Annotated in this window: 11 protein-coding genes; 3 read left to right on the top strand and 8 right to left on the bottom strand. The window is 68.1% G+C overall.

Features of this window, described 5'->3' with window-relative positions:
* Positions 1-11 precede the first annotated feature (11 nt).
* Together QLH51_RS14230 and QLH51_RS14225 are read right to left on the bottom strand one after the other, a co-directional pair.
* The gene (locus QLH51_RS14230; protein WP_125660564.1) at positions 12-1,622 is read right to left on the bottom strand and encodes an alpha-L-fucosidase; all 1,611 of its coding nucleotides are present in this window, start codon (positions 1,620-1,622) and stop codon (positions 12-14) included.
* Positions 1,619-3,118, bottom strand: a complete 1,500-nt coding sequence (locus tag QLH51_RS14225) for a tryptophan halogenase family protein (protein WP_206429192.1) — start codon at positions 3,116-3,118, stop codon at positions 1,619-1,621. The genes QLH51_RS14230 and QLH51_RS14225 overlap by 4 nt, the downstream gene beginning before the upstream one ends.
* A 165-nt stretch (positions 3,119-3,283) precedes the next feature.
* Here QLH51_RS14225 and QLH51_RS14220 point away from each other — a divergent pair, with 165 nt between their 5' ends.
* Positions 3,284-6,250, top strand: a complete 2,967-nt coding sequence (locus QLH51_RS14220; protein ID WP_125660558.1) for a TonB-dependent receptor — start codon at positions 3,284-3,286, stop codon at positions 6,248-6,250.
* A 55-nt stretch (positions 6,251-6,305) separates the two neighbouring features.
* On the opposite strand, the gene QLH51_RS14215 is transcribed toward QLH51_RS14220, so the two are convergent.
* From QLH51_RS14215 to QLH51_RS14190, 6 genes are all read right to left on the bottom strand, one after another.
* Complete coding sequence (locus QLH51_RS14215; protein ID WP_125660619.1) at positions 6,306-7,508, bottom strand: FAD-dependent oxidoreductase; 1,203 nt, start codon at positions 7,506-7,508, stop codon at positions 6,306-6,308.
* A gap of 11 nt (positions 7,509-7,519) precedes the next feature.
* Positions 7,520-8,251 (bottom strand): GntR family transcriptional regulator, encoded by a 732-nt coding sequence (locus tag QLH51_RS14210; RefSeq protein ID WP_125660555.1) that lies wholly within the window; start codon positions 8,249-8,251, stop codon positions 7,520-7,522.
* Positions 8,248-9,129, bottom strand: a complete 882-nt coding sequence (locus QLH51_RS14205) for an N-acetylmuramic acid 6-phosphate etherase (RefSeq protein ID WP_125660552.1) — start codon at positions 9,127-9,129, stop codon at positions 8,248-8,250. Before QLH51_RS14205 ends, QLH51_RS14210 begins: the two co-directional genes overlap by 4 nt.
* Positions 9,130-9,198: 69 nt before the next feature.
* Positions 9,199-9,669 (bottom strand): Lrp/AsnC family transcriptional regulator, encoded by a 471-nt coding sequence (locus QLH51_RS14200; protein WP_125660549.1) that lies wholly within the window; start codon positions 9,667-9,669, stop codon positions 9,199-9,201.
* Positions 9,670-9,682: 13 nt separating this feature from the next.
* Positions 9,683-10,918: a kynureninase gene (gene kynU / locus QLH51_RS14195; protein ID WP_125660546.1), complete on the bottom strand. Its 1,236-nt coding sequence runs from the start codon at positions 10,916-10,918 to the stop codon at positions 9,683-9,685.
* The gene (locus QLH51_RS14190) at positions 10,915-11,727 is read right to left on the bottom strand and encodes a tryptophan 2,3-dioxygenase (RefSeq protein WP_125660543.1); all 813 of its coding nucleotides are present in this window, start codon (positions 11,725-11,727) and stop codon (positions 10,915-10,917) included. The genes kynU and QLH51_RS14190 overlap by 4 nt, the downstream gene beginning before the upstream one ends.
* Before the next feature lie 246 nt (positions 11,728-11,973).
* Between QLH51_RS14190 and QLH51_RS14185 the strand changes: the two genes are divergently transcribed.
* Positions 11,974-12,213 carry a hypothetical protein gene (locus QLH51_RS14185; protein WP_125660540.1) on the top strand — a complete coding sequence of 80 codons (240 nt, stop codon included), beginning with the start codon at positions 11,974-11,976 and terminating at the stop codon, positions 12,211-12,213.
* 3 nt (positions 12,214-12,216) lie between these two features.
* A complete protein-coding gene (locus QLH51_RS14180; RefSeq protein WP_125660537.1) occupies positions 12,217-12,807 on the top strand; it encodes a TetR/AcrR family transcriptional regulator in 591 nt (196 codons plus the stop codon).
* Positions 12,808-12,982 lie beyond the last annotated feature (175 nt).

The following is a 12,982-nucleotide window of genomic DNA, read 5'->3' as shown; positions in this document are numbered from 1 at the left end:
TTCTTGTTGTGTCATGCCGTTCGCGCAAGGCCGCTGCCGTCCAGCCGGATGACCGGCAGCATGGCATCGGCAGGTGCCGGCGGCAATGTCAGGGTAAGTCCGTCGGCGCTGCGCCGCATCGCGACCGTCCCGCCGCCCAGCAGCGTCGCGCGCTCGATCCGGCCTGCAGCCTTGCTGCCTAGCGCGCGGATCGTCACCGGACCCGTGGGCCAGCCGAGCAGGATGGCGTTGAGCGCGCCGTCCTTCGTCGTGAAGCGGATGTCCTGCGCGCCGAGCTTCGCCGCCTGCCCTTCGTTGTGCATCCCGCCCGACAGGTCGGTCGGCCCCTCGCCGTAGATGCGCCACGGACGCGTGCCGTAGATCGCGTCGCCATTGGTCCGCATCCAGCGGCCGATCGCGTCGACGATGCGTTCCTCCTCGGCATCGATCGTGCCGTCGCCGCGCATCGGCACCGACAGCAGCAGGTTGCCGTTCTTCGACACGACATCGGCCAGCCGTTGCAGCACCTGCACCGCCGGCACATAGGATTTCCGCACGAACCGGTCGCGGTTGTAATGCCAGTCGCCGATGCAGGTGCAGGTCTGCCACGGTTCGGCGCGCAGCCGGTCGGAAAAGCCGCGTTCGATATCCTCGACCATCGCCTGCCGCTGGAACGCCGACAGCACCTTGCCGGTCAGCACGACGTCGGTGCGGCCCGTCCGCGCGACCGAATGATTGTAGTAATGGGCCAGCGCCTCCAGCCCGACCGACCCGAACGGCAGGCCATAATCGTCGAGATAGATCAGGTCGGGATCATAGCGTTCGACGAGCACCTTCTGCCGGCGCAGCCAGCCCGCGACGAAGTCCGGATTGGCGGCCGGCGCGAACTCCATCCAGCGGCCGCTGGTCGCGGCCAGCCATGCCTCCATCTGTTCGACACTGGTGAAACCGTCGGGCGGCGGCGTCACCGCGCCGGTATAGAGCGCCTGCGGGTCGAGCCCGTCCCACCACTTCCCGCGCCCGTCCGCCCTGGTCAGGCGCGCAGCATCGTAACGCTGGCCGGCGCGCGGACCGGTCGGGTCATAGCCATAGGCGGTCTGCCACCAGTGCCATGCGTGGCTGGCATGGTTGCTGACGCCGAAGCGCAACCCCTCGCCACGCGCCGCGCGTTCCCAGTCGCGCACGATGTCGCGGCGCGGGCCGACGCGGGTGCTGTTCCACGGATGCGGGCTGTCGAACAGGTCGAGATTGTCGTGATGGCACGCCATGCCGACGAAGTAGCGCGCGCCCGCCGCCTTGTAGCGCCTGACCAGCGCGGCCGGGTCCCACCGCTCCGCCTTCCACGTCCCGATGATATCGAGGAATCCGGTGTCGGCGGGATGGCCATAGGTCGCGCGGTGGTGGTCGTAGGCGGCGTTGCCCTGCTGGTACATCTGCCGGCCGTACCAGTCGCCGGCCTCGGGTTGGCATTGCGGTCCCCAATGGCCCCACATCCCGAACTTCGCGTCGCGAAACCATGCGGGGGTGGAATAGGCGTCGGCGATCGAGCTCCAGTTCGGCTGGATCGCCGTGCGCGTCTGCGCACCGACGGCTGCGGCCCCGGTCAGCGCGGCCGATCCGGCCAGGAATTGGCGGCGCTTCATCGGGACATCTCCCTTCGGGATGGATGGTCGAGAAATTCGGCATGGGTCGGCATCGCCGCGACCCCGCGACCGATCAGGTCCCTCATGCGGGCGAGCGTTTCGGACCGTCGCGCATCGCCCTGCGCCGCGGCGATCGGGTCGGGGCCGGCGGGCCATAGTCCCTGGCCCAGCAGAACCGCCGTCCAGCTCGGTTCGCGGAACAGCTCGTGCGGGTCGAGCATCAGCCGGCCATGTGCGGCGAACAACGCCATGCGATCGGCCAGCGTATCGGGCACCTGCATCGTGCGCACATGGTTCCACAACGGCGAATCGTCGCGCCGCGTCAGGTGATAGTGCAGGATGATGAAGTCGCGGACCGCCTCGAACTCGCGGGTCATCAGGCGGTTGTATTCGGCGGTGGTCGCGGCATCGAACCCGCTGTCGGGGAACAGCGACATCAGCGTCACGATCCCGCGCTGGACCAGGTGGATACTGGTCGATTCCAGCGGCTCGACGAACCCGGCGGCAAGGCCGAGCGCGATGACATTGCCCTGCCAGAACGCCTTGCGCCGCCCGGTGGTGAAGCGCAGCGGGCGGGGGTCGGCCAGCGGCTCGCCGTCGAGCCCGGCCAGCAGCTCGGCAGTCGCCTCGTCGTCGGAGATATGACGGCTGCAATAGACATGGCCGTTGCCGACCCGGTGCTGCAACGGAATCCGCCAGCGCCATCCGGCGCGGCCGGCGGTCGCGCGGGTGAAGGGATCGGGTGCGGCGACCGGGGCGCTGGGCACCGCCACCGCGCGGTCCATCAGCAGCCAGTGCGACCAGTCGATATAGCCGGCGTGCAGCGTCTCCTCGATCAGCAACCCGCGAAACCCCGAACAGTCGACGAACAGGTCGCCTTCGATCCGGCGGCCGTCGGCCAGCACCACCGCGGCGACATGGCCGCGGTCGTCGCGCACCGCCTCGACGATCCGCCCCTCGATCCGCGTCGCACCGTTGGCGGTCGCCTGGCCTGCGAGGAAACCGGCATAGCGGACCGCGTCGAAATGCAGCGCATAGGCCATGCGCGAATGGACATGCGCCGGATCGTCGGCGGTACGGACGAAGCGTCCGGCCTTCGCCGCCTGCGCCACCAGCGAATAGTCGCCGAGCGCGCCGGTCCGGTTGCTCAGCCAGTGGAGGTGGAAGGGGATGCCGTTCAGGTCGGCACCATAATGGCCGAACGGGTGGAAATAGGTTTCGCCGACAGCCCCCCAGTCGCGAAACTCGATACCAAGCTTGTAGGTGCCGCCCGTCGCCCGGATCAGCGCATCCTCGTCGATGCCGAGCAGCCGGTTGAATTGCAGGATCGGCGGGATCGTCGCCTCGCCGACGCCGACCGTCCCGATCTCGGCGGATTCGACCAGCGTCACCGCGCACTGGTCGGCGCGGAACTGATGGGCGAGGACGGCGGCTGCCATCCACCCGGCGGTGCCGCCGCCGACGATCACGATCCGTTTGATAGGTTCCGGCGCCAAGTCCTTACCTCCCCTTGAAATGTTATCCGGTATCCGGAAATAATAATTGTCATATAATATAGGTCGGACGCTTGTGCGTTGCATATCTAAAAGTTATTCCCACCGGCAACAAAGGTTGGGCGGCGTCGAAGGGACGGCGGCGTACCAGACACAGGGAGAGGCAAGATGCGCAGATCATTCTTCACGACCGGACAGTTGCTGCGGGGCGGCACGTCCGGACTGGCCATCGCGCTGTTCGGAATCGTCACGCCGGCAGCATTCGCCCAGACCACGCTGCCGCCGGTCGCCGGCACGGGCGGTCAGCCTGATTCGACCGTCGACGCATCGGCGCAAACCCAGACCGAAACTGACAGCGGTGACATCGTCGTCACCGGGCTGCGCCAGTCGTTGCAGAGCGCGCAGGCGATCAAGCGCAACGCCGACCAGTTCGTCGATTCGATCACCGCGCAGGATATCGGCCGTCTGCCCGACGTGACCGTCGCCGAAGCGCTGCAGCGCGTGTCGGGCGTGCAGATCACCCGCAACCGCGGCGAGGGCAGCGGCGTCGCCGTGCGCGGCCTGACACAGGTGCGTACCGAACTGAACGGACGCGACATCTTTTCCGCCAGCGGCGGCCGCGGCCTGTCGTGGGAAGAGGTCGGCTCCGACCTGCTCGCCGGCGTCGACGTCTACAAGAACCCGTCGGCCGAACTGGTCGAGGGCGGCCTGTCAGGCACCGTCAACCTGCGCACCCGGCTGCCGTTCGACCAGCCCGGACAGCTGGTGTCGGCCAGCGCGGCGTCGACCTATTACGACCTTGCCGGCAAGAGCGGGCAGCAGGTCTCGGGAATCTACAGCAACCGCTGGGACACCGGCATCGGCGAAATCGGCTTCCTTGCCAATATCGGCTACCAGACGACGTCGTTCCGCGAGGACGTGGTGGTGGTCGAACCCTTCTACCAGCATGGCCCGGCGGCGCCCGGCGTGCAGGGACCGGTCCCCGGCTTCAACAACCAGACCGTGCTGCTGCCCCATGGCGGCGGCTTCCGCACCGCCTATGGCGATCGCGAACGGCTGAGCGGGACCGCGGCGCTGCAATGGCGTCCGACCGACGGCCTCGAACTCTATGCCCAGTATTTCCGGGCGGACTACAAGTTCAACGAAGCCGGCAACTCGTTCTTCTCCTATGGCTCGGACGTGCCGCCGTCGCCGGATCGTCCTTTCACCGTCGATGACAACGGTGTCGTGCGGACCGGCTATCTCGACAATGCCGGGACCGATTCGGTCAATTTCGGCACGGTGCGCGATACCAGCACGACCGACATTTCGGGCGGCGTCCGCTGGAACGTGACCAACGACGTGAAGCTGTCGGTTGACTATCAGCATATCGATTCGACCGTAGAACAAACGACGCTGAACCTGACCGCCAGCGCGCTCAACCCGCGGACCAGCGTCGCCGGGCTAGGCCAGGATTACGACCTGTTCTTCGACCTGACCGGCAAGGTGCCGGTGTTCCAGTCGACGACGCCGAACTATTTCAGCAACCCGGCCAATTACGGCATGACGGCGATCCTGCCCTATGGCGAGCAGAACGACGCGACCGCCGACGCCATCCGCGCCGACCTGACCTGGGACTTCGGCGAGGGGTTGATCCGCGAGGTGCGCGCCGGTGTGCGCTATACTGACAAGAGCGCGATCAACCGCAACACCACCTACGACACCTGGACCGCAATCGGTTCGACCTGTGCCAACTGGTCGTCGGACGCGGGCTGCACGCTGCTGTCGGAATTCCCGCAATATGCCCAGCAGAACCTGTACCAGCAGGACCTGTTGCGCGGTAAGGCACGCAATTCGGTGTTCGGCCCGGTCTGGCAGTTCCGTGACAGCCTTGTCACCGATGCGCAGGCGGCGTTCGACGCGGTGCGCGCGATCAGCGGGCAGAACATCAGCTTCCGCCCGTACGATTCGCCCAACGCGTTCCTCGGCACGATCGGCGAAAAGAGCTATGCCGCCTATCTGCGCGTCGGCTTCGGCGGCGACATCGGCACCGTCCGCTTCGACGGCAATGTTGGCGTGCGCGCCGTGCGGACCGAAACGGAAGCGCTGGGCCGCCGCGTGCTCGTCTATCGCACGCCCGGGGCCGCGCCGATCACCAACCCGGATGGCACGGTCACCGCGGCGCCCAACATCACGCTGGACCAGCCGTTCGGTGGCGGGCGCGATTACGACCGGTATCTGCCGAGCGTGAACCTGAAGGTGAACCTGACCGACGAGCTGATCCTGCGCGGCGCCTTCTCGCAGAACTTCTCGCGGCCCAGCTTCGCGCAGCTCAACCCGCAGTTCAACCTGAGCGTCAGCTACACCGACGCGAACAGCGTCGCGCCGACGCTGGCCAATCCGGCGCTGCCGTACAACGCCACGACCAACCCCTATGTCGGGACCGGCACGGCGCTGGGCGATCCCAACCTGCGTCCCGAAGAGGCGACGAGCTACGATCTGGCGCTTGAATGGTATTTCGATCCGGTCGGCTTCGTCTATGCGACCGGCTTCTACAAGAACCTCAAGAACCTGCTGGTCGATCGCGCCGCCGCCCCGGTGTTCCAGGATCTGGCCGGTCTCGGCACGGTGCGCTTCAACGTCCGGCGCTGGGTCAACGAATCCGAGGGCTATGTCCGCGGGTTCGAGGTCGGCGGACAGAAGTTCCTCGACTTCCTCCCGGCGCCGTTCGACGGGCTGGGCGTGCAGGCGAACTATACCTTCGCCGACAGCGATGCTGGGCAGGCGGCGGCCGGCGACATCAACAGCAGGACGCAGATCAGCGTCGGACTGGTGAACCTGTCCAAGCATAGCTACAACCTCGTCGCGCTGTACGACAAGTTCGGGCTGAACATGCGCGTCGCCTATAACTGGCGCAGCAGCTTCCTGCAGGGCACGGCGAACACCGGCACGCAGAACCTGCCGATCTTCGGCAACGCCTATGGCACGCTCGACGCATCGGTGACCTACGACGTGACGCCGCAGTTCGCGATCACCCTGGACGGTCAGAACATCCTCGATACGGCGTTCAAGTCGTACCAGATTTTCGACGACCGGCCGCGCGACTATGGCATCAACGACCGCCGTTTCTCGGTTCGGGCGCGCGTCAAGTTCTGACCGCCGCCCATCTTCTCCCCCCTCACGCCGGGCGACCTCGTCGCCCGGCGTTTTTTTATGCGCGAAGCGATAGCGGTCCGAGCGGATCGCCGATCAGCCCGCTGACCATAGCTGCCTGGATCCGGGTTGCCGGCCATAGTTTCGACAGCGGTCCGATGACGCGGTCGCGGATCAGCGGGATGATGCGGCTGTCCGATTGATAGACCGGCGTGAACAGCGCGGTCAGCGCCTGATAGAGCCGGACGTGCCGCCGCCGCATCGCCACCGCATCGGCAAGTGCCGTCGCCACGTCGGGCGCGCGGCGTAGGGCGAGTGCCAGCGCATAGGCGTCCAGCAGCGCCATGTTCGCCCCCTGGCCCAGCTGCGGACTGGCCGAATGCCAGGCGTCGCCGAGGTGCAGCATCCCCGGTTCGGCCGGGGTGGACAGTGTACGGTGGGCATAATGGGCAAAGGTCAGCTGGTCGGGTGACGCGATCTGGTCGAGCAATGGCCGGGTCGCCGGCCACAGTGTAGCGACCTGCGCCTTCCATGCCGCCAATCCCGCCGCGTGCCAGTCGGCGAGCCGGTCTGCACGCAGCGACCAGAAGAACGCCGCCTGCTGTCGATCGCCGTCCGGATACCGCCCGACCGGCAGCACCCCGACCATCACGCTCGCACGACGATAGCGCTGTTCGAGCGCGGCGGGATCGAAGCCCGCCGCAGCCGGCCAGTCGAGCGTGCCCCACAGCGCGCCATAGGCCAGTGCCCGCCCGCAGGGCGGCGCCAGCGGCGTGCGCGTGCCGAGTGCGTCGACGACAAGGTCGAACGGCCCGGCCATGCGATTGCCGTCCAGCTGCAACTGCCGCCGGTCGCCCGCAACGCGGATGCTGCCGGTGACGGGACAGCCGGTCTCGACCGTGATCCCCTGCGCAGCGACGGCGCGGTGCAGCAGTGCGAACAGCGTCGCGCGGTGGACGCCGACACCGAACCCCGCCCGCTTGCCGAGCGCCGCATAGCGCACGTCGAGCACGACGCGGCCACGATCTGCTTCGCCATGCAACCGCGTCACCCGCGCGCCGTGCGCCAGCAGCGTCTCCGCGAGGCCGAGTTCGCGCAGCACGGCGAACCCGGTCGGCTGGATCATCAGTCCCGACCCGACGGGCCGGGGCGCATCGAACCGGTCGAACAGCGTGACGCGATGGCCATCACGGTGAAGCAGCAACGCGGCAGCAAGCCCGGCCGGGCCGCATCCGGCGATGGCGATGTCGAGACGTTGCAGCGGCACGGATCCTAACCCTCGTTCAGCTCGGTCACGAACTCATAGCGGTCGCCGCGATAGACCGAGCGGGTGCATTCGACGATCCGCCCGTCGGCAAGCCGGGTGCGGCGTTCGATGCGCAGCACCTCGGACTGCGGTTCGATCGACAGGATGCCGGCCTCCGTCGCCGTCGCCAGCGACGCGCGCACCCGCTGCGTGCCGCCGACGGGACGGAAGCCATGCACCTCCAGCGCGGCGTAGAGCGAGTCGTGCAGCTGGTCGAGATCGGGCAGGAACGCGGCCGGAACCACCGCATGTTCGATCGCCAGCGGATCGCCGCCCGACAACCGCACCCGGCCGAGCCGCGCGACCAGCGTGTCGGGAGCGACCTCCAGTGCCGCCGCTTCCTCTTCGGTCGGCGGGGCATGGTTGCGGTAGATCCACACCACGCCGGTCGCGTCGCCCCGTGCGCGCGCGTCGTCGCTGAAGCTGGTCAGCAACGCGCCGCGTGCCTCGATCCGGGTGGCGACGAAGGTGCCCGATCCCGGTTTGCGCACGACGATGCCTTCGTCGATCAACTGCTGGATGCCCTTGCGCACCGTGACGCGTGACAGGCCGGCAAGGTTGCTGATGTCGCGCTCGGACGGCAGCGCCGCACCGGGGGCGATCGCGCCGCTGCCGATATGGTCGCGCAGGCTGCGCGCCAGTTGCAGGTAGAGTGGCGTATCCGCGTCGCCCGCCGGCCAGGCGATGTCGCGCGTCACGCCGATGCGGCGATCGCCGCGCCCAGCCGGCCGTAGTGACGCTCGAGCAGCGCGGCGGCATCGTCCGGCGTCAGCCCGCGCGCGATCAGTACAGCGCGGCGGATGTCGTTGTCGCCACGCGACAGCGCATCGGCGGCGGCGTCGGCATCGATCCCGGTCAGTTCCTGCACCATCGCCCGCGCGCGGCGCAGCAGCTTGGCGTTCGACACGCGCATCGCCACCATCCGCCCGTCATGGACCAGCCCCAGCCGGATCATGATCGCAGTGGACAACAGGTTCAGCGCGGCCTTTTGCGCGGTGCCCGCCTTCATCCGGGTCGATCCGGCGATGATCTCGCTGCCGGTCGCGGCGACGACGACATGCTCGGCGGCCTCGGTCAGCGGCGTGGCGGCGTTGTTCGCGATGCCGATGGTCAACGCGCCGGCCGCGCGCGCGGCGGCGATCGCGGCGACGGTGAAGGGGGTGCGACCGCTGGCCGCGACGCCGATCATCACGTCGTCCGCCCCGACCCGTGCGGCGGCGACCTCCCGTCCCGCGGCATCGGCATCGTCCTCCGCCCCTTCGCGCGCGCGGGTCAGCGCGTCGGCGCCGCCCGCCATCAGGAACGCGGTCCGCTCGTCCGGCCAGCCGAAGGTCGGGTGCAGTTCGGTGCCGTCCTGCACCGCCAGCCGGCCGGAGGTGCCCGCGCCGACGAAGACCATGCGTCCGCCATGCTCCAGTCGGGCTGCGGCGGCATCGGCGGCGGCGGCGATCGCAGCGGTCTGGGTATAGAGCGCGGCGATGGCGGCCATCTGCCCCTCCAGCATCGCCTCGACCGCGGCATGGGTTGGCCAGTGTTCGACGTCGCGATAGCGGGGATCGAGCATTTCGGTATTCATCAGGTCTGGTCCGTGCTGTCGTTCACACCGACGGCAATAGTCCGATCACGCGAAAATGAACAGGTGGTATCAAGCTGGTATTGTCCGCGAGCGGGTGGCAGCGACGACCGAGGCACCGCGCTTGATCGTCTTCAGGCTGATCGTCGTCGTCGAGCGTCGCAGGCCCGGCAGCAGCGTCAGGCTGTGTCGCAACAGGTCGTCGAGGTCGCCGACGTCGCTGCTCAGTACCTTGAGCAGATAGTCGGCGTCGCCGGCGGTGGTGACGCATTCGACGATCGCGGGATGATCGAGCACCGCCTGTTCGAACGCATCGCGCCGGGCAGGATCGATCATCACCTCGACATAGGCGGTGACGTGCAGGCCGAGGGCGGCCGGATCGACATCGGCGTGATAGCCGCGGATCGCGCCGCTGTGTTCCAGCGCCTGCACCCGCGTCCAGCAGGGCGTCCTGGACAGGCCGACGTGTTCGACGAGGCCGGCAAAGGGCTGACGCCCTTCGTGCTCGAGTTCGGCGAGGATGGCGAGGTCGATCCGGTCCATCGGCAGCGTTCCGTCAGGTTACCGCGACGCGGCGGCGAAAGGCCGGGTCGTCCCACGCACGGGTCGCGAGCAGATCGGCGAGGATATCGACCGCGCGCCACACGTCCTCGTAGCTGGTGTAGAGCGGGGTGAAGCCGAATCGCACGGCGTCGGGTGCGCGGAAATCGCCGGTCACGCCGCGCGCGATCAGGGCCTGGCACAGCGCATAGGCGTCGGGATGCGCGTAGGACAGGTGGCTGCCGCGCGCCGCCGCGTCGCGCGGCGACAGCAGCGTCAGGTCGAACCCGGCGCAGCGCGTGTCGACCAACGCGACGAACAGGTCGCACAGCGCCTGCGATTTGGCTACCAGCGTGTCGAAATCGACGCCGTCGAACTGCGCCAGCCCCTGTTCGAGCGCGCCCATCGCGACGATTGGCGGGGTGCCGCACAGGAAGCGGGCGATGCCGGGGGCCGGGCGATAGTCATCGGTGAAGGCGAACGGCGCGTCATGGCCCATCCATCCGGTCAGCGGCGAGCGCAGCGCATCCTGCAACGCCCGGGCGACGTAGAGGAATGCCGGAGCACCCGGGCCGCCGTTGAGATATTTGTAGCCGCACCCCACGGCGAGGTCGGCGTCGCAGGCGCCCAGCGCGACTGGCACCGCGCCGACGCTGTGGCTGAGGTCCCACAGCACCAGCGCGCCCTGCGCATGGGCGGCGGCGGTGATCGCCGCCATGTCGAGCCTACGGCCGCTTTTGTAATGGACGTGGGTGAGCAGCACGACCGCGACATCGTCGTCGATCGCGGTCACGATGTCGTCGGCGGGCAGGGTGCGCAGCCGCCGGTCGGGCAGCGTGCGGGCGACGCCGTCGGCGATGTAGAGATCGGTCGGGAAATTGCCGGGTTCGCTCAGGATCGTCGTGCGGCCCGGCCGGGCGAGGCAGGCGGCGGTCAGCAGCTTGAACAGGTTGACCGAGGTGGAATCGGTCACCAGCACCTCGTCCGCCGCCGCACCGATCAGCGGCGCGATCCGGGCGCCCAGCGTGCGCGGCGCGTCGATCCAGCCGGCGGTGTTCCAGCTGCCGATCAGGTCCTCGCCCCACTCCTGCGTGACCAGCCGGGCGATCCGCGCCGGGGTGGAACGGGGCAGGGCGCCCAGCGAATTGCCGTCGAGATAGATTTTGCCCGCGGGCAGCAGGAAATCGGCGCGCTTGTGGCGCAACGGATCGGCGGCGTCGCGCGCGCGGGCGGCGTCGAGGGTGAGGGTCATAGCGCCACCCGTACCGTCAGCAATTCGGGAAAGAACACCTGTTCGACCACTTTCGCCAGATAGGGTACGCCCGCGGTCCCGCCGGTGCCGCGCTTGAACCCGATCACGCGCTCGACGGTCTTGAGATGGCCGAAGCGCCACAGCTGGAAGCGATATTCGAGATCGACCAGCTTTTCGGCGAGTTCGTACAGGTCCCAGTAGCGCGCCGGGTCGGCATAGACGCGTCGCCAGCAATCCTCGACCGCGGCCGACGCGACATAGGGTTGCGAGAAGTCGCGCTCCAGCCGGTCGGCGGGCATGGGCAGGCCGGCGCGGGCGGCGGCGCGCAGCGCTTCGTCGTACAGGCCGGGGCGGACCAGTTCGGCGCGCAGCGTCGCCTGCACGTCGGGGGTGTCGCGGTGGACGTCGATCATCGCCGCGTTCTTGTTGCCCATCATGAATTCGAGCAGCCGATACTGGTGCGACTGGAATCCCGAACTGCTGCCCAGCGCGCCGCGCATGGCGGAATAGTCGGCGGGGGTGATGGTCGCCAGCACATCCCAGCTCTGGATCAGCTGCGCCTGGATGCGGGCGACGCGGGCCATCATCTTGAACGCCTCGTCGAGGCGGGAGTCGACGATCGCGATGCGGGCGGCGTCCAGCTCGTGGAGGCATAGCTTCATCCACAGTTCGGACGCCTGGTGGATGACGATGAACAGCATCTCGTCATGGGTGTCGGACAGCGGGTGCTGGCACGACAGCAGGGCCGGCAGGTGCAGATAGCTGCCATAGGTCGGACCGGTGAGGCGGGCGTCGTCGCGTTTCTCCATGGTCGAAAGGTAGCGAAGTTGTCGCAGAAAAGCGTTCTTTTTCGCAGGTCATCCCAGCGTAAAAACGGAACATATCTTCAATCTTATTGCGAAGATCGGAACGATTGGCTGTTAGGTGCCAAAATATGACGCGTTCCGGTTCGGCAAGACTGTGTGCGGCGGTACAGCCGCCTGCCTGTCGAATTGATCGTTGATTAATTTGAACCCGGGGCGTACCCCGCAGGAGGAGAACGAAGGAGCAGGCTCATGAATCGCGCGCATGCCATCGCCGCCACGCGCGTCGTCGCCGCGTTTGCGGGGGGCCAGCCGGCCGCCGCCTATCCGCCGAAGGTTACCGGGCAGGGCAAGGCCGGCCCGCAGCAACAGGCCGATGTGTTGCAGGCGATCGCCGGCTGTTCGAAATGGACCGGCGGATGCAGCATGACCTTCTCCGCCGATTTCGCGATCACGTCGCGCGCGGGCACGCTGTTTCGCAAGGTGGGTTAAGCGGTGGGACGGCGATCCGACCATAGCCGGGCCGAACTGCACGCGCTGATCCTGAACGCGGGCGCGGGGTTGATGGCCGAGACCGGGCTGTCGGGCTTTTCCGCGCGTGAGGTCGCCAAGCGGGTCGGCTATACCATCGGCACCATCCACAACGTGTTCGGCAATGTCGACGGACTGGTGATGGCGATCAACACCGCAACCTTTGCGCTATGGGCCGATGCGCTGGAAGCGCGGCTGGCGGCGGCGGGGCCGGACCGGATCGCGGTGCTGGTCGATGCCTATTTCGCGTTCGCGCGTGACAATCCGTTGCGCTGGTCGGCGATCTACGAACACCGCATCGCCGCGGACGCGTTTCCGCCGGCTCAGGGCGAGGTCCGCGGGCGGCTGACCGGGATCGTCGTGCGCGAAGTGGCGGCCGCGCTGGGCCACGCGCCCGATGCGGCGGTCGGGACGCTGGCCCGCTCGCTGGTTGCGCTCGTCCACGGCCATTGCGCGTTCGCGGTCAGCGGGTCGTGGGCGGCGATGGGCGAGCGCGACGTCGAGGGCGAGGCGCTGGCACGGGTGCGGGAGAGTCTGGCCGCCGCCGGCGGGTGAGGGGCGGTCGCACGGACCGGCGTCATCCCGGCGAAGGCCGGGTTCTCCCGGTTGTAGCGCGGGACAGGAGCCGTTCGAGACCCCAGCCTTCGCTGGGGTGACGTTCGGTTCGGGGGGCGGGTTGCTTGAGTCAGGGCATCGGGCCTGCCAGAAAATCCAGTATCCTTAGGGGGTT

The sequence above is a fragment of the Sphingomonas sp. 2R-10 genome (assembly GCF_030062225.1).
Taxonomy (GTDB): Bacteria; Pseudomonadota; Alphaproteobacteria; order Sphingomonadales; family Sphingomonadaceae; genus Sphingomonas.
Note: the sequence above shows the minus strand (reverse complement) of the source record. Positions and strands in the feature narration are given on the sequence as shown.

Excerpts from the sequence above, each read along its gene's own strand:
- QLH51_RS14230 (WP_125660564.1), bottom strand. The coding sequence starts at position 1,622 with ATGAAGCGCCGCCAATTCCTGGCCGGATCGGCCGCGCTGACCGGGGCC.
- QLH51_RS14220 (WP_125660558.1), top strand. The coding sequence starts at position 3,284 with ATGCGCAGATCATTCTTCACGACCGGACAGTTGCTGCGGGGCGGCACG.
- QLH51_RS14205 (WP_125660552.1), bottom strand. The coding sequence starts at position 9,129 with ATGAATACCGAAATGCTCGATCCCCGCTATCGCGACGTCGAACACTGG.
- QLH51_RS14200 (WP_125660549.1), bottom strand. The coding sequence starts at position 9,669 with ATGGACCGGATCGACCTCGCCATCCTCGCCGAACTCGAGCACGAAGGG.
- kynU (WP_125660546.1), bottom strand. The coding sequence starts at position 10,918 with ATGACCCTCACCCTCGACGCCGCCCGCGCGCGCGACGCCGCCGATCCG.
- QLH51_RS14190 (WP_125660543.1), bottom strand. The coding sequence starts at position 11,727 with ATGGAGAAACGCGACGACGCCCGCCTCACCGGTCCGACCTATGGCAGC.
- QLH51_RS14185 (WP_125660540.1), top strand. The coding sequence starts at position 11,974 with ATGAATCGCGCGCATGCCATCGCCGCCACGCGCGTCGTCGCCGCGTTT.